Here is a 15,160-nt window from a genome sequence, read left to right on the forward strand (position 1 = left end):
AGACACAATCTAAAATTGTTATGTTATAATGAGGCTGAAACCAAACATTATTAATATTTTTTGTTAGAATGTTTGGATTTTGCTTTTTTATAGGTTGATTGTCTGTTAGTATGCCCGCGATTTACAATTTCATAAACCGCGAGTGAATGTTGGAGGAGAGACCGCTGTTATGCGGCGCCGAAGGAGCAAATATTGAGTGAATCTCTCAGGCAAAAGAACTCCAGCACGACGCAACTCTGGAGAGTGTTTCCATAGTGGAAGCCACCCAAGAAGCAATTATGGTCCAAGTGACGATAAGAAACTTTCTGGTAAATGGACAGAGCCCCTCAAAATGTATTTGAGATGGGCTCTGTTTTTTGTTGCGAGGTACATAAGAGAGGAGAAGGATGATGAGTGAGTTGAAAAGAACACCGCTTTATCCTGCTTATCAGGCAAACAGCAAGACGATCGATTTTGGAGGCTGGGAACTGCCGGTACATTTCAGCAGCATCCAGGAAGAGCATCATGCTGTCAGGCAAGCTGCTGGTTTATTCGATGTTTCCCATATGGGGGAGATTCTGGTTCATGGACCGGCGAGTAAGGATTTCCTGCAGTATGTCTTGACGAATGACCTGGATATGCTCGTCCCGAATAAAGCACAGTACAGCGTCATGTGTCATGAAGACGGGGGAACAGTGGACGATCTGATTGTTTATATGCTGGAGGAAAATCGTTATCTATTGGTTGTCAATGCCGCCAATACCGAAAAGGATTTCAAATGGCTGATTAGCCATAAGCGTGATGGCGTGGAAATCGAGAATCAGTCAGAAGCTTACATGCAGGTTGCCCTCCAAGGACCCCATGCGGAGCAAATCCTTCAGCAGGTGACAGCGGCAAAATTATCGGAAATTTCATTTTTTCGATTTGCTTACCCTGCGAAATTGGAAGACATTGAAGGGGATTTTCTAATCTCTCGCACAGGCTATACGGGTGAAGATGGTTTTGAGATCTATGGGCCGGCTGCAAGCGGGCAAGCTGTCTGGGAACTGCTGTTAAAGACAGGCCAGCCATATAACCTACAGCCAGTCGGACTTGGAGCAAGGGACACATTGCGTTTTGAAGCGAATTTGCCTTTGTATGGAAATGAATTGACAAAGGAAATCACGCCAGTCGAAGCAGGTATCGGCTTTGCGGTGAAAACGAATAAATCTGCCGACTTCATCGGCAAAGAAGTCTTAAAAAAGCAAAAAGAGAACGGAACTGAGCGAAAACTAGTCGGTATCGAGATGCTGGATAAAGGCATTCCTCGTCATGGGTATCCGGTCTTCAGCGAAGATGAACAGATTGGGGAGATAACGACTGGCACCAAGTCGCCTACACTTGATAAATCTATCGGCCTTGCCCTTATACAAGCAGATGCTGCAGAACAAGGCAATGTTGTAGAGGTGCAGATCCGGAAAAAGAGATTACAGGCCAAGGTTGTCGCAATACCATTCTATAAGCGGAAATAGGGGGATACGCCATGGAATTCAGATACTTACCGATGACAGAGCAAGACAAAGAAGAAATGCTGCAAATGATCGGTGTGGAGGACACAGAGGAGCTTTTCTCTGATATTCCGGAGGAGGTTCGTCTGAGAGCGCCGCTTGGGATCAAAGAACCGAAGAGCGAAGGAGAACTGAAAGCGGAACTTGCTGGCTTGGCAAATCGCAATGTCACCATGAAAACACATGCTTCCTTCCTTGGTGCGGGTGTGTACGATCATTACATTCCTTCCATCGTGGATCATGTTATTTCCAGATCAGAGTTTTATACAGCTTATACACCTTATCAGCCTGAAATATCCCAAGGTGAGCTGCAGGCCATTTTTGAATTCCAGACAATGATAGCCGAGCTGACTGGAATGGATGTAGCGAATAGTTCCATGTACGACGGCGGAACAGCTCTTGCCGAAGCAGCCACATTGAGCGCGGGTCATACAAAGAAGAGAAAGATCATTGTGTCTGAAGCGGTTCATCCGGAATCGCGTCAAGTGATTGATTCCTATGGCAGAGGACAGCACTTGGAAATCGTCACTGTCCCGCATAAGGAAGGATTGACTGATTTACAAGCGTTGGAAGAGTTAGTGGATGAAAATACGGCAAGCGTCATCATCCAGTACCCAAATTTCTTCGGTCAAGTCGAACCACTTGCCGACATTCGAAAAATCATTGATACACAGCCAAAAACGATGATGGTTGTGTCCAGCAATCCTTTGGCGCTGGGATACTTGACACCGCCAGGCAGCTTCGGAGCCGATATTGTAGTTGGTGATACACAAGTATTCGGCATTCCGGCACAGTTCGGAGGTCCTCACTGCGGTTATTTCGCAAGCACGGCTAAATTGATGCGTAAACTGCCGGGAAGGCTTGTCGGACAAACGAAGGATGAAGAAGGCAGACGCGGATTTGTCCTGACACTGCAAGCTCGGGAGCAGCATATCCGCCGGGATAAGGCAACATCGAATATTTGTTCCAATCAGGCACTGAATGCGTTGGCTTCTTCCGTCGCAATGAGTGCACTAGGGAAAAAAGGTGTGGCTGAGATGGCGCACTTGAATATACAAAAAGCCCAATATATGAAAAAGCAGCTTGAAGCACACGGGCTGCAAGTCGTATTCCAAGGCGCCTTCTTTAATGAATTGGTAATTAAAATAGACGACGATGCGGATGCACTGAATGATCATCTGGTTACACAAGGGTTTATCGGGGGGTATCACTTGGGACGGACAGATGATCGTTTGAAGAACCACATACTTGTTGCTGTGACGGAGCAGCGCACGAAAGAACAGATTGATACATTCGTAAGAGAGGTGGCGGCAGTCCATGCAAAACAACACTGATTTCCCATTGTTATTCGAACAAACGAAACCAGGCAGGACCGGATACAGTTTGCCGCCGCTTGATGTTCCAGAAACGGATCTATCGGAAGTTTTCGAGTCAGATTATATCCGCAGTGAACAAGCCGAATTGCCGGAGTTAAGCGAGCTGCAGATCATCCGGCATTATACAGCACTGTCCCGAAGAAATTATGGTGTCGACTCCGGATTCTATCCGCTTGGCTCCTGTACGATGAAGTATAATCCGAAAATCAATGAAGATGTTATCCGAATGGATGGATTTAGCCATGTGCATCCATACCAAGACCCCAAAACAGCACAAGGTGCGCTGGAGCTTATGTTTGATCTGCAGGAGCAGCTGAAAGAAATCACTGGTATGCATGAGGTTAGTTTGCAGCCAGCAGCAGGAGCTCACGGGGAATGGACCGGACTGATGATGATCCGTGCCTTACATGAGAAGAATGGGGAGACGCAGCGGACCAAGGTCATCGTGCCGGACTCTGCCCATGGTACGAATCCTGCTTCGGCAACTGTTGCTGGATTCGAATCTGTCACTGTTAAATCGAACGAACAGGGACTAGTTGATTTGGATGATTTGCGCCGTGTCGTTGGAGAAGATACAGCAGCACTGATGCTCACGAATCCGAATACACTCGGGCTGTTCGAAAAAGACATTTTGGAAATGGCCAAGATCGTCCATGAAGCAGGCGGTAAATTGTATTATGACGGTGCCAACTTGAATGCCATCATGGGATACACACGCCCTGGTGATATGGGCTTTGATGTCGTGCATTTGAACCTGCATAAAACGTTCACCGGCCCGCATGGCGGCGGTGGTCCAGGCTCGGGACCTGTGGGTGTATCGGAGGAGCTGGCTGCCTTTTTGCCGAAGCCAATCGTACGCAGATCGGGAGGAGAAATCATCCTTGACGAAGACCGTCCAGATTCAATCGGACGCGTGAAGCCTTATTACGGAAACTTTGGTATCAATGTCCGTGCATATACATACATCCGGACGATGGGGCCAGAAGGACTGAAACGGGTAAGTGAATATGCTGTCTTGAATGCCAACTACATGATGCGTCGCTTGAGTGAAGCATTTGATTTACCATATGCGCAGCATTGTAAGCATGAATTCGTACTTTCCGGACGCAGGCAGAAAAAGCTTGGTGTCCGGACACTCGATATGGCCAAACGGCTGCTTGATTTTGGCTATCACCCACCGACTATTTACTTCCCGCTCAACGTAGAGGAAGCGCTGATGATCGAGCCGACCGAAACGGAAGCAAAAGAAACATTGGATAGTTTCATCGATACGATGCTGGAGATCGCTGCAGATGCAGAACAAAATCCAGAGATCGTCCAGGAAGCACCGCACACGACAGTCGTCAGCAGAATGGATGAGACGACTGCTGCCAGAAAGCCGATCCTTCGTTATATACCTGAATGAAAAAAGAGCTTTGCACCTTACGTGCAAAGCTCTTTTTCAATCGCCTTTACGCTTGATTTTACCACTCCAGGCCTTGAAGCCGCCTTTAAGCTGGTTAAGATCCTGGCATCCTTTTTTATGCAGCATAGCTGCAGCTCGTACGGTACGTGTACCATTTTGATCATACAAGTAAACAGGCTTGTCCTTTCGGATCTCTGCCATCCGGTAGCGAAGTTGTGTCAGCGGGATATTGCGGGCCCCCAGGATATGTCCTCCGTCGAACTCCTTCGGCTCGCGAACATCGATCAGCTGCGCTTTACGGTAGCCAGCTTTGAATTCTTCCTCTGTAAGAGTTTTTAAATGTTTCTTCTGAATAAAATAACGGATTACACTGTAAAGAATGAATACAACGAGTGCAATGCCGATAACCAGTACTGCTTCCATGTCATTTCCCCCATCTGCTGATACTCCAGCTTATATTATAGCAAGCAAGTACTTATTTTCAAAGAATTTTTACACCCGTTCAAATAAGTGTAACACTTTTGTCCGGATTCAACTTTGTTGGCTTGTTTGTCCGCTGAAAAAAGTGTATCATGTAAAGATGTAGAAGCCGCAGTGGTTTGAATGGAGGAGTATTATGCCTACACCCAGTATGGAGGACTATATCGAACAAATTTACATATTAATGGAGCAAAAAGGGTACGCTCGTGTATCGGATATAGCAGAGAATCTGCAAGTCCATCCTTCCTCTGTCACAAAAATGGTGCAGAAGCTGGATAAAGATGAATATTTGAAGTATGAAAAATATCGAGGATTGATTTTGACCGATAAAGGGGAACAGGTCGGCAAACGGCTCGTATACCGGCATGAACTATTGGAAGATTTCCTTCGGATCATCGGTGTCGAGGAAGGGAATATCTATCACGATGTAGAAGGGATCGAGCATCACTTGAGTTGGAATTCCATCGAACGGATCGGTAATCTCGTTCAATTCTTCCAGGCAGACAAGGAACGCCAAGAAGCACTGATCAAAATTAGGCATGACCAAAAGTCTTAACCAGCCATCCAATTCGGATGGTTTTTTTGTTCTAAAAGAACAGCTCCTTGATTAGGTATAATAAAAAGTCATCATGGAGCGTGCTTATGAAAATAGACGGCGTTTTCTCAGGTGGCGGGGTGAAGGCCTTTGCTTTCATCGGTGCCATTCAGGCTGTTGAGAAGGAGAAATACGAGTTTGAGAACGTAGCGGGTACTTCCGCCGGTGCGATCGTTGCAGGTTTGCTGGCAGCTGGTTACGATGGGAAAGAGATGGAAGCATTGCTGCAAGAAACCGATATCAGCAAATTCACAGATCCAATCAAGCTGACGAAGTTCATCCCATTCGCTAACTGGCTGACGCTTTATTTTAAGATGGGTTTATACAAAGGGAATGCCTTGGAAAGATGGTTATACGAAGCATTGGCGAAAAAGCAGGTATACACCTTTCAAGATTTGAAGCCAAAAACGCTGAAAGTGATTGCAGCCGATGTAACGCTCGGCCGCTTGATCGTATTCCCGGATGATCTGGCTGAGACTTATGGGATCGATGGCGACAGTTTTCCAGTTGCACGTGCCATTCGGATGAGTGCAGGTATTCCGTATATTTTCATGCCGGCAAGACTCATATACAGGAATCGAAAACGGAGCTTGCTGCTGGATGGGGGACTGCTCAGTAACTTTCCGCTTTGGACTTTGGAAGGGGATGAAAGGCTCTTGAGGCGCCCGATTTTGGGAATGAAGCTGAGTGAAGCTGTACAAAAAATTCCTGTGCAGAAAGTTCATCAATCCTTTGATTTGTTTTATGCACTCTTTAAGACGATGAAGGTAGCGCATGATATGCGACATATCAATCAGGGTACGGCAAAGGATATCATCTTCATTCCGGTAGAGGGTATCGGAATGGCAGATTTCACTATCTCTGCTGATGAAAAGGAAAAGCTGATAGCAGTTGGCAGGGACAAGGCGGAGCGGTTCCTGAAACGCTGGCCATAAAAAAAGTCGGGCATCAGATGCTCGACTTTTTCCGTTTTTGTTTGTTGCCTTCGATGACACGAAGCTGCGGACCACGAGACCGATCTTTGATGGATCGCTTTCTTTTGGCAGCAGATGCTTTTTTTATGCTTGCAGCTGATTTTGCAGGTTTATTGACAGGGCGGGCTTTTGGCTGCTTATATTTTTGCTTTGACTGCTTCACTGCTTTTTTATATTTCTGCATATCGTTGCTGCTGCCGCCAGCTGTGGCACGGCCGCGCAGGCGTGTAAGAATGAAGTAGAGCAAAGCACCGAATAGAACGGCACCACCAACCCAAACAAGCACATTCTGGAAAAATGCGCCTGGACTCGTCACGAGCTGCATGACGACCCCGATGGCAGCAAGCCCAATCAAAACAAAAACGATGATGGAAGACCCAGATCTACGCAACCCATTTTCCTCCTTTCCATGCCTCGAAAGAAACATGGTTTCGTTATCTTACTATCTTTATACCACTATTCACCTGTACAGAATCATTTTCCAGCACTTTTTTGAAAGAAGCGAGCGCAACTTCCACTTGGTCATCCTTTGGCTCTTTTGTCGTGATCAGCTGGAGCCACAATCCTGGATACCCAAGGAAGCGAAGGACAGGAATATTCCGGACCTTATTCGTGAGCTGGAGCACTTCGAACGATAGCCCGATGACAACCGGCAGAAGCAGGATCCGGTTTACCATGCGCCACCATAGCGGGTCTGTTGCAACGAACATATATACGATCACACCTACTATGACAGTGAACAGCATGAAGCTTGATCCGCATCGATAATGAAGACGGGATTGTTTTTGGACATTCTCGACCGTAAGCGGCAACCCGTTTTCGTAACAGTTGATCACCTTATGTTCGGCGCCATGATATTGGAATACACGTTTAATTATCGGTGTCAATGACACAAGATAAACGTATGCAAGAAGAAGAATCAGCTTCAGGAACCCTTCCAATGCAACTTGTTCAAAGCGGGAAGGCAGCCATTTGTCGAAGAAATCGGCGACTAATGCAGGCGTAAGTGTGAAAATCAGTTTCCCGAAAATGAAAGAAAGAACACCGACTGCGCCGATTCCGATGATCATTGCCAATTTGGATTTCTTCTCTTCCGGTACAATTTCTGCATCGTCTTCGGGGTTGACACCATAACGCTCTGAAGAAAAATTCAAATGTTTCGTGCCATTGGCGCTGGCCTGTATGATGGCTGCGAGGCCCCGCAATATAGGTATCTTTTTCAATTTGGATAGTTTCGGGTTATCTTTCCGTTCGACGGTTAAGTAATCAATGCTGTCGTCATTTCTGCGAACGGCAGTCACGAAGCTGTTTTTTCCCGCAAACATGACACCTTCAACGACGGCTTGCCCGCCATAGGTATTGGTTTGTTTATCTGACATAATTTCACCAGCCTCGTATCGATTTCCTTCTATTTTACTAAAAAAATACAGAGAACACTAGATGCGAGCTATGATTAAAATTGCATATTCAAGGCATGCTACGTAATGAGGTGAGGAATATGCAGCAAAATCGGAAAACTGCATCGCGTTTCAATAGAAGTGCCGTCGTGACCGGATTCGCCGGGGGCGTGCTCTGGTCAGCAATTGCCTGGTTAGCCTACTTTTTTCATTTCACCGATTTATCGGTGGCGGATTTCGTCTTGCGCTCATGGGTATGGATGCCATGGGCCGATACCTGGGTGGCCGAACTGATCAGTATCATCCTAGTCGGGCTTCTTTCGATTCTCATTGCTTTTCTTTATTTCCTATTTTTGAAGCAGCAGGAAGGAATTATGCCAAGCTTGATCTTCGGCGCGGTGCTTTGGGTCCTTGTCCAACTTTTGCTCGCCCCGCTCATCCATGGTGTGGATAGTGCTTTTCAAGCAGATCGGAATGCAAATATTACGACAATGTGCCTGTATTTGCTTTATGCTGTATTTATCGGATACAGTATCAGCTTTGAATACCAGCAAAGCGAGGCATACCAGGAGAAGGGTTAAGCATTTCGAATTTTCAATCACAAAATCTTCGTCTTATGTTACACTATGTGAAAGTTAAAATCTTGTAACCAAAGGATGAAAAAAGTGAATCGCTTAATGTTAATCAATGGACCCAATTTGAACTTACTCGGTACGAGGGAACCTGGCATTTATGGAAGTCACACGCTGTCTGATGTGGTGGCGGAAGTCAAGAAGGTGACGGATGATTTTGGTTACGAACTGGTAGACTTTCAGTCGAATCACGAAGGAGCGATCGTGGATAAGATCCAGGAAGCGGGTCGCACATGCAGTGGGATCATCCTGAATGCTGCTGCTTATACGCATACGAGCATTGCCATCAGGGATGCGATTGCCAGTATCCCGATACCGGTGATGGAAGTCCACATTTCCAATATCCATACCCGCGAGGAGTTCAGGCATCATTCGATGCTGGCATCCGTGTGCAAGGCGCAAATCGTCGGTCTGGGTATCAAAGGCTACCGATATGCAGCTATGGCACTGCTGGAGAAATAAGGGGAGAGGAAGAAACAGATGGAGAAACTCGAGAAATTACGTGGTTTGATGGAAAAAAAGAATCTGGATGCACTTGTCGTGACAAGCGGGCAAAACCGCCGATACATATCAGGCTTTACCGGAAGTGCGGGACTGCTTGTCATCACAAAATCCAAACAGCTTTTCATTACGGATTTTCGCTATATCGAACAGGCAACAGAGCAAGCGCCTGACTTTGAAATCATTGAGCATAAGCAGTCCATCGTCCAGGAAGCTTGTGCCCAACTGTTGAAAGAAGGAGCGCAGCAGGTAGGTTTTGAGCATGAAGATGTCACTTTCGCGCTATATCAGCAGTTCCAGGACGCTATCAAAGCAGATCTCGTCCCTGCTTCGGGATTGATCGAGGAATTGCGTCTGATCAAATCAGAAGCAGAGCTTCGCATCATGAAAACTGCTGCAGAAATTGCCGATGCAGCCTATACACATATCCTGACTTTCGTGAAGCCAGGTATGAAGGAGATCGAGGTTTCCAATGAGCTGGAGTTCTTCATGCGCAAACAAGGCGCAACACAGTCCAGCTTCGATACGATCGTCGCTTCCGGCTATCGTTCCGCTTTGCCGCATGGCGTGGCATCCGAAAAACAAATCCAAAAGGGCGAATTGGTCACACTTGATTATGGTGCCCTTTACAATGGATATTGCTCTGATATCACCCGAACTTTCGCAGTAGGTGAGATAAGTGACAAATTACGCGAGATTTATGATATAGTACTAGAGGCGAATCTTCGAGGAGTAGCAGGCGTGAAACCGGGTATTACTGGTAAGGAAGCCGATGCGCTCACACGAGACTATATCACCGAAAAAGGCTATGGCCAATATTTCGGACATTCTACCGGTCATGGACTCGGTATGGATGTACACGAATCGCCAGCTCTATCCTTCCGCTCCGATACGGTATTAAAGCCAGGAATGGTCGTGACGGTAGAGCCGGGGATCTACATACCGGAAGTAGGCGGATGCCGCATCGAGGATGATCTTGTGCTGACAGCTGAGGGCAGTGAGCGCCTGACGTTCTCCACTAAAGATTTAATTACTTTGTAACAGCCGTTTTTCGAAGGAGGAAAACAATGATTTCAGTTAACGATTTTCGTACGGGCCTTACAATCGAAGTAGATAATGGCCTATGGCAGGTAATTGATTTCCAGCACGTAAAACCTGGAAAAGGTGCGGCATTTGTCCGTTCCAAACTGCGTAACCTGCGCAATGGTAACATCCAGGAGAAAACATTCCGTGCAGGAGAAAAGGTTTCCCGTGCGCATATCGAACACAAAAAAATGCAGTATCTTTATTCTGCTGGTGATACGCATACTTTCATGGATAACGAGTCTTTCGAACAGCTGGAGCTTCAAACGGCACAGATCGAATATGAACTTAAATTCCTGAAAGAAAATATGGAAATCAGCGTGATGACATTTGGCGGCGAAACACTTGGTGTGGATCTGCCGAACAACGTGGAATTGAAAGTTGTAGAAACAGAACCTGGTATCAAAGGTGATACAGCAAGCGGCGGTACGAAGCCAGCTATCGTTGAAACAGGTTTGAGCGTACAAGTTCCATTCTTCATCAATGAAGGTGATGTACTGATCATCAGCACATCTGATGGCAAATACGTATCACGTGCGTAAGGCAACTTAAAGAGCCTCTTCCCAACCTTGGGGAGAGGCTCTTTTTTGTGCATAAACCAATCGGAGGCACATACATTACAGTATGGACAACATGTCCAATCGAAGCCAGAGGTGAACAACAATGAAGGAGATCCAAAACTTGTTTCGAACGCCTGTACAAGCAATGTTGTCGGAAAAAATCGGGGATCGATGGGATAAGCTGCAGGAAATACGATGCCGGACGAATCAACAGCTTGAATTATGCTTCGATGATACGACCGAGTGGATTGATACATCGTTCATAACGGCGGATGATGCACGTTTCATGCTGAATCAACTGAGTGATTTCTCTTTATATGCACTTGAAAATGAATTACGGGAAGGGTACATCACGATTGCTGGAGGGCATCGTATCGGACTGAGCGGCCAAGTGAATACAGAAGGCGGTATGGTCAAAGCACTTAAGCATATATCTTCTTTCAACATCAGAATCGCAAAGGCAAAACCGGGTGCAGCCAAACAAATTATGCCGTCTTTGTACAATTTAGATGGTTCCTGCCGGCACACGCTTGTCATAGGGCCGCCCAAGTCCGGGAAAACGACCATTCTACGGGATATTGTCCGATTCCTTTCCACCGGCTGGCAGCAATATCCGGCGTTGAAAACAGCAGTCGTTGACGAACGGTCGGAAATTGGAGGCAGTATCAATGGGATTCCGCAGCATGACTTGGGAAGAAGAACAGATATCATGGACGCGTGCCCGAAAGCTGATGGGTTGATGATGCTGATACGATCGATGTCCCCTGATGTGATTGTGGCAGATGAAATCGGGAGCGGGCGGGACGTGCAAGCATTATTGGAAGCATTGCATGCAGGCGTGAAGATTGTATGCAGTGTTCATGGTGATGGTTTTGATTCCATCCGTCACAGACCATCGCTGCGTCCGCTGTTTCAACATAAAGTGTTCGAACGCATCGTCATTTTGAACAAAGGCAATTCCCCTGGAGTGGTACAAGCCCTGCTTGATACATCCAGGCTGGCAGGTGCCAACGCATGAAGCTGATAGGAGCGATCCTTGTGCTGATTGCTGCGACTTGGGCAGGTTTTGATTTATCCCGAAGACTGCAGCAGCGTCCGAAACAAATTCGTCAGCTGATCAGCAGTCTGCAAGTGATGGAAGCAGAAATCCTGTACAGCCAAACGAGCATTATCGAAACGAGCGATAATTTAGCCAAGCAAATCCCGCAACCTGCAGCTGCTTTTTTCCGGTCGCTTTCGGATAAGCTGCAGCTGCACCCGGCAGGACTGTATGACTGCTGGGAAGAGATAACCGAAAATTGGATAGGCAATACCGCTTTGAAACCTGCTGAGAAGGATGTCTGGCTGCAATTCGGCCGTACGCTCGGCCAGCATGATTTCGAGCAGCAGCAAAAACATATCCAGTTAGCCAGAACCCATTTGGAACGCGAGCTGGAGGAATCGGAAGAAGCAAACCAGCGATATGGAAAGATGATCCGCAACCTTGGCTTCCTGACCGGCTTGCTGATCGTGCTGCTGCTTATCTGAACGGAGTAGGAAAGGAGTCCGCTATGCTCTCAGAAGCAATGATTCTATTTCAAATTGCAGGTATCGGGATGATCGTCGCCATCATTCATACAGTACTGAAGCAAATGGGGAAGGAAGAAATTGCACAATTTACGACACTGATGGGATTCATCCTTGTACTGCTCATTGTCTTGGGCAAATTATCGGAGTTGTTCCAGCAGATCAAGTCGGTGTTTTTATTCCAGGGATGAGGCGATCAAGATGGATATCATCATAATCGTATCCATTGGTATTGTGGCAAGCCTGCTTGCCTTGATTGTAAAGGAACAGAATTCTTCCATCGCATTCTTTGTCGTCGTGGTGACAGGTATCATCATTTTCCTGTTCATCCTGCAGAAAATCGCTGGTATCCTGCTTTTGATCGAGCAGCTGGGTGAAAGGGCGAATGTAGAAGGACTTTATATCAAAACAATTTTGAAAATCATCGGCATTGCTTACATCACGGAATTCGGGGCACATCTGACCCGGGATGCCGGCTTGTCAGCCATTGCCGCCAAGATAGAACTTGCCGGGAAAATCATCATCATTACGGTGGCCATCCCGATTCTGACAGCAGTCATCGAAACAATAATCAGTTTCATGCCGGGCGGATAAGGAGCTGGATACGTTGAAACGCTGCTTGGTCATTCTTTTCGCATTATGCATCTTACTTGTATATCCGTCAGCAGCCTTTGGAGAGACAAATCAGACAGTAGATGAGGAAGCAGCAGTCACAGCCTTTGAAAGCTTGCCGACAGATGAACTCAGTGGATATTGGGAGCTGCTTTCTGATAAATACGGTCAATATATCCCGGAACTGGAAAAAGGCTCACTGCTTGAATTTATCCAACAGCAAGGCGATATTTCCATTGAATCCTGGCTAAAGGGACTTTTTGAATATTTGCTGTATGAACTGCTGCTCAACGGTAAGCTGCTTGGTATTTTAATTCTTCTGACGCTGTTCAGCAGTATCCTGCAGACGATTCAAACCGCTTTCAATAAAGGCTCCATCAGTAAAGTGGCTTATTTGATCGTCTGTATGGTCCTGCTGACACTTCTTTTGAATAGTTTTCGTCTATCGGTGAGCTATACGATGGAAGCGATCAATGGGATGAGTGATTTCATGCTCGCTTTGATTCCGCTTTTGCTTGGGCTGATGGCATCATTCGGAAGTCTTTCGGCTGTCGCTTTCTTTCATCCGATCATCGTATTCCTCATCCATGCCAGCGGCTTATTGATCTCCAAAGTAATCATCCCATTATTCCTCATGAGTGCTCTTTTACATCTAGTCAGTACGATCAACAAAGAATATCCCGTCACCCAGCTCGCTGATTTATTGAAAAATGTCGCACTTTGGCTTTTGGGTATTTTCTTTTCTGTTTTTCTCGGCGTCATCTCGGTTCAAGGGGCCGTCACAGCCGTTCAAGATGGAGTAGCGATGAAAACCGCCAAATTCATCACCGGCAACTTCATCCCGGTGATCGGCCGTATGTTCACCGATGCCACGGATACGGTATTGAGTGCTTCACTCCTTTTAAAGAACGCCATCGGAATTGTCGGGGTGCTGATCGTTTTGGCCATCGCCTTGTTCCCGGCAATCAAGATCCTTGCCATTGCGCTTATTTATAAGATAGCCGCCGCTCTGCTGCAGCCGCTGGGTGACGGACCGATCATTAAATCCATGCAAGTGATGAGTAAGTACATCCTGTATATCTTCGCTTGCTTGCTCGTTGTCGCATTCATGTTCTTTATCGCCATTGTCATCATTGTCGCCACGAGCAATGTCACATTAATGCTGAGATAGGAGCTGATCACTTGGAAACATTGCAATCCTGGGTGATGCAGATCATTTTGTTCATCCTCCTTGCTTTTGTTCTGGATATGGTTCTGCCGGACACTGACATGCGCAAATACGTCAAATTGGTCATGGGGCTGATGCTTTTGCTGTTATTCCTCAAACCGGTCTTTGCCTTATTCCAAGTCGACTCAAGCCGGGCAGTACAGGAAGCGATGGAAGGTTTTGCTGCTTTGACGGATGCGCCTTCCATGGAAAATTCGATAGAACAGAAGAAAAGTGAAATAGATTCGGTGCAACGTGCATATATTGAGGAACAGATGGCTGTCCAATTAAAGGACCAAGCAAATCCAACGCTGCAAGAGAATTTTCATATGCTAATCACGGACATCGCAGTCGCCTTTAAGGAGGGAGAGGATGAGGAAACGGCCGAAGCAATCGAATCCATCCATGTAACGGTGCAGACGACCGAGCAGGACTTACCAGAAGGAGATATTCGCGACGTGGTTATCGACAGTTCCCGTCCGATTGAAACAAACGAACAGACCGAGGATTTGGAAAAAGTGAAATCCCATCTGGCTGACATCTGGGAGCTCGAGGATCTGCCGCTTGAGGTCACCCAAAAAGGGGGGACAGGATGAAAAAGTTACTAGACAAGCTTTCCGAACAATGGAAACTGAAAGATTCCCAGAATAAGAAACCGACGAAGCTTGGATATTTGGTCATCGTTGGATTGCTCGGTGCTTTGCTTTTGCTCGTAAGCGGCTTATTCACAGAACAGACAGAGAAGGGTGGACAAACACCCCAGCAGAAGCAGGATACCGTGACAGAGAAAACAGAAGAGACTTTTGCAAAAAAGGAAAGTGACACTTCTGCTTCATCAGCTGATCTGGAAGCGGCATATGAACAAGACTTAGTCGGGCTGCTAGAAAAGATCAAAGGTGTTTCAGAAGTGGAAGTGATGGTCAATCTCAACAGCACGCATCAGAAAATCTACGAAAAAAACTTGATCATCGGCCAGCAAACATCTGAAGAAACGGATCAAAACGGCGGTGAACGTGTCGTGGAAGACGAAAACGAGGAACAGCAGGTCGTGCTCGTCAGACAAGGTGACCAAGAAGTGCCGCTGCTGGTGGAAACAAGAAAGCCGGAAGTGAGGGGAGTGCTTGTCGTTGCCAAAGGTGCCGATCAAGCAACTGTACGGGAATGGGTTGTGGAAGCAGTATCACGAGTGCTCGACGTACCGACACATCGAATTTCGGTCATGCCGAAAAATTGAGGGGGAATTGGG

Annotated in this window: 19 protein-coding genes and 1 riboswitch; of the genes, 16 read left to right on the forward strand and 3 right to left on the reverse strand. The window is 46.7% G+C overall.

The annotated features are described in order from the left end of the window. Positions 1-142 precede the first annotated feature (142 nt). Positions 143-231: riboswitch (glycine riboswitch) on the forward strand. 158 nt (positions 232-389) lie between these two features. From gcvT to gcvPB, 3 genes are read left to right on the forward strand one after another with little or no spacing between them, the layout of a single operon-like run. Then, positions 390-1,490: a glycine cleavage system aminomethyltransferase GcvT gene (gcvT, locus tag BLQ53_RS16840; RefSeq protein WP_093728482.1), complete on the forward strand. Its 1,101-nt coding sequence runs from the start codon at positions 390-392 to the stop codon at positions 1,488-1,490. A gap of 11 nt (positions 1,491-1,501) precedes the next feature. Further along, on the forward strand, positions 1,502-2,860 hold the full coding sequence (gene gcvPA / locus BLQ53_RS16845) for an aminomethyl-transferring glycine dehydrogenase subunit GcvPA (RefSeq protein WP_093728483.1): 1,359 nt from the start codon (positions 1,502-1,504) through the stop codon (positions 2,858-2,860). Then, positions 2,844-4,307 carry an aminomethyl-transferring glycine dehydrogenase subunit GcvPB gene (gcvPB, locus tag BLQ53_RS16850; protein WP_093728484.1) on the forward strand — a complete coding sequence of 488 codons (1,464 nt, stop codon included), beginning with the start codon at positions 2,844-2,846 and terminating at the stop codon, positions 4,305-4,307. The genes gcvPA and gcvPB overlap by 17 nt, the downstream gene beginning before the upstream one ends. A gap of 36 nt (positions 4,308-4,343) precedes the next feature. Here gcvPB and BLQ53_RS16855 read toward each other — a convergent pair whose 3' ends face one another. Next, positions 4,344-4,730: a rhodanese-like domain-containing protein gene (locus BLQ53_RS16855; protein ID WP_093728485.1), complete on the reverse strand. Its 387-nt coding sequence runs from the start codon at positions 4,728-4,730 to the stop codon at positions 4,344-4,346. Positions 4,731-4,923: 193 nt separating this feature from the next. On the opposite strand from BLQ53_RS16855, the gene mntR reads away from it, so the two are divergent. Further along, positions 4,924-5,343, forward strand: a complete 420-nt coding sequence (gene mntR, locus BLQ53_RS16860) for a transcriptional regulator MntR (RefSeq protein ID WP_093728486.1) — start codon at positions 4,924-4,926, stop codon at positions 5,341-5,343. 86 nt (positions 5,344-5,429) lie between these two features. After that, entirely contained in the window at positions 5,430-6,317 is an 888-nt protein-coding gene (locus BLQ53_RS16865) for a patatin-like phospholipase family protein (protein WP_093728487.1), read from the forward strand. Positions 6,318-6,330: 13 nt separating this feature from the next. Here BLQ53_RS16865 and BLQ53_RS16870 read toward each other — a convergent pair whose 3' ends face one another. Together BLQ53_RS16870 and BLQ53_RS16875 are read right to left on the reverse strand one after the other, a co-directional pair. Further along, entirely contained in the window at positions 6,331-6,747 is a 417-nt protein-coding gene (locus BLQ53_RS16870; protein ID WP_244499385.1) for an SA1362 family protein, read from the reverse strand. A gap of 43 nt (positions 6,748-6,790) precedes the next feature. Next, the gene (locus BLQ53_RS16875; RefSeq protein ID WP_093728489.1) at positions 6,791-7,735 is read right to left on the reverse strand and encodes a DUF1385 domain-containing protein; all 945 of its coding nucleotides are present in this window, start codon (positions 7,733-7,735) and stop codon (positions 6,791-6,793) included. Between the two features lie 119 nt (positions 7,736-7,854). On the opposite strand from BLQ53_RS16875, the gene BLQ53_RS16880 reads away from it, so the two are divergent. The 11 genes from BLQ53_RS16880 to spoIIIAG all read left to right on the forward strand — a co-directional run bounded on the left by BLQ53_RS16880 (position 7,855) and on the right by spoIIIAG (position 15,148). Next, positions 7,855-8,334: a YqhR family membrane protein gene (locus BLQ53_RS16880; protein ID WP_170829753.1), complete on the forward strand. Its 480-nt coding sequence runs from the start codon at positions 7,855-7,857 to the stop codon at positions 8,332-8,334. An 84-nt stretch (positions 8,335-8,418) separates the two neighbouring features. After that, positions 8,419-8,847 carry a type II 3-dehydroquinate dehydratase gene (gene aroQ, locus BLQ53_RS16885; RefSeq protein ID WP_093728491.1) on the forward strand — a complete coding sequence of 143 codons (429 nt, stop codon included), beginning with the start codon at positions 8,419-8,421 and terminating at the stop codon, positions 8,845-8,847. A gap of 18 nt (positions 8,848-8,865) precedes the next feature. Beyond that, on the forward strand, positions 8,866-9,927 hold the full coding sequence (locus BLQ53_RS16890) for a M24 family metallopeptidase (RefSeq protein WP_093728492.1): 1,062 nt from the start codon (positions 8,866-8,868) through the stop codon (positions 9,925-9,927). Between the two features lie 26 nt (positions 9,928-9,953). Then, the gene (efp, locus tag BLQ53_RS16895) at positions 9,954-10,511 is read left to right on the forward strand and encodes an elongation factor P (protein WP_093728493.1); all 558 of its coding nucleotides are present in this window, start codon (positions 9,954-9,956) and stop codon (positions 10,509-10,511) included. Between the two features lie 121 nt (positions 10,512-10,632). Next, positions 10,633-11,547, forward strand: coding sequence for a stage III sporulation protein AA (spoIIIAA, locus tag BLQ53_RS16900; RefSeq protein ID WP_093728494.1), 915 nt, complete (start codon positions 10,633-10,635; stop codon positions 11,545-11,547). Beyond that, entirely contained in the window at positions 11,544-12,056 is a 513-nt protein-coding gene (gene spoIIIAB / locus BLQ53_RS16905; RefSeq protein WP_093728495.1) for a stage III sporulation protein SpoIIIAB, read from the forward strand. Before spoIIIAA ends, spoIIIAB begins: the two co-directional genes overlap by 4 nt. 23 nt (positions 12,057-12,079) lie before the next feature. After that, positions 12,080-12,286, forward strand: coding sequence for a stage III sporulation protein AC (gene spoIIIAC / locus BLQ53_RS16910; protein ID WP_093728496.1), 207 nt, complete (start codon positions 12,080-12,082; stop codon positions 12,284-12,286). A 10-nt stretch (positions 12,287-12,296) separates the two neighbouring features. Continuing rightward, entirely contained in the window at positions 12,297-12,689 is a 393-nt protein-coding gene (spoIIIAD, locus tag BLQ53_RS16915; protein ID WP_093728497.1) for a stage III sporulation protein AD, read from the forward strand. Between the two features lie 13 nt (positions 12,690-12,702). Next, positions 12,703-13,878, forward strand: a complete 1,176-nt coding sequence (gene spoIIIAE, locus BLQ53_RS16920; RefSeq protein WP_093728498.1) for a stage III sporulation protein AE — start codon at positions 12,703-12,705, stop codon at positions 13,876-13,878. Between the two features lie 11 nt (positions 13,879-13,889). Continuing rightward, positions 13,890-14,510 (forward strand): stage III sporulation protein AF, encoded by a 621-nt coding sequence (gene spoIIIAF / locus BLQ53_RS16925; protein WP_093728499.1) that lies wholly within the window; start codon positions 13,890-13,892, stop codon positions 14,508-14,510. Then, a complete protein-coding gene (spoIIIAG, locus tag BLQ53_RS16930; protein WP_093728500.1) occupies positions 14,507-15,148 on the forward strand; it encodes a stage III sporulation protein AG in 642 nt (213 codons plus the stop codon). The genes spoIIIAF and spoIIIAG overlap by 4 nt, the downstream gene beginning before the upstream one ends. The last annotated feature ends 12 nt before the right edge of the window (positions 15,149-15,160 follow it).

It is taken from the genome of Terribacillus halophilus, from assembly GCF_900101385.1.
GTDB lineage: Bacteria > Bacillota > Bacilli > Bacillales > Amphibacillaceae > Terribacillus > Terribacillus halophilus.

Excerpts from the sequence above, each read along its gene's own strand:
- BLQ53_RS16890 (WP_093728492.1), top strand. The coding sequence starts at position 8,866 with ATGGAGAAACTCGAGAAATTACGTGGTTTGATGGAAAAAAAGAATCTG.
- gcvPB (WP_093728484.1), top strand. The coding sequence starts at position 2,844 with ATGCAAAACAACACTGATTTCCCATTGTTATTCGAACAAACGAAACCA.
- BLQ53_RS16875 (WP_093728489.1), bottom strand. The coding sequence starts at position 7,735 with ATGTCAGATAAACAAACCAATACCTATGGCGGGCAAGCCGTCGTTGAA.
- spoIIIAA (WP_093728494.1), top strand. The coding sequence starts at position 10,633 with ATGAAGGAGATCCAAAACTTGTTTCGAACGCCTGTACAAGCAATGTTG.
- spoIIIAD (WP_093728497.1), top strand. The coding sequence starts at position 12,297 with ATGGATATCATCATAATCGTATCCATTGGTATTGTGGCAAGCCTGCTT.
- BLQ53_RS16865 (WP_093728487.1), top strand. The coding sequence starts at position 5,430 with ATGAAAATAGACGGCGTTTTCTCAGGTGGCGGGGTGAAGGCCTTTGCT.
- gcvT (WP_093728482.1), top strand. The coding sequence starts at position 390 with ATGAGTGAGTTGAAAAGAACACCGCTTTATCCTGCTTATCAGGCAAAC.
- gcvPA (WP_093728483.1), top strand. The coding sequence starts at position 1,502 with ATGGAATTCAGATACTTACCGATGACAGAGCAAGACAAAGAAGAAATG.
- spoIIIAB (WP_093728495.1), top strand. The coding sequence starts at position 11,544 with ATGAAGCTGATAGGAGCGATCCTTGTGCTGATTGCTGCGACTTGGGCA.
- spoIIIAG (WP_093728500.1), top strand. The coding sequence starts at position 14,507 with ATGAAAAAGTTACTAGACAAGCTTTCCGAACAATGGAAACTGAAAGAT.
- spoIIIAC (WP_093728496.1), top strand. The coding sequence starts at position 12,080 with ATGCTCTCAGAAGCAATGATTCTATTTCAAATTGCAGGTATCGGGATG.
- efp (WP_093728493.1), top strand. The coding sequence starts at position 9,954 with ATGATTTCAGTTAACGATTTTCGTACGGGCCTTACAATCGAAGTAGAT.
- BLQ53_RS16880 (WP_170829753.1), top strand. The coding sequence starts at position 7,855 with ATGCAGCAAAATCGGAAAACTGCATCGCGTTTCAATAGAAGTGCCGTC.
- BLQ53_RS16855 (WP_093728485.1), bottom strand. The coding sequence starts at position 4,730 with ATGGAAGCAGTACTGGTTATCGGCATTGCACTCGTTGTATTCATTCTT.
- mntR (WP_093728486.1), top strand. The coding sequence starts at position 4,924 with ATGCCTACACCCAGTATGGAGGACTATATCGAACAAATTTACATATTA.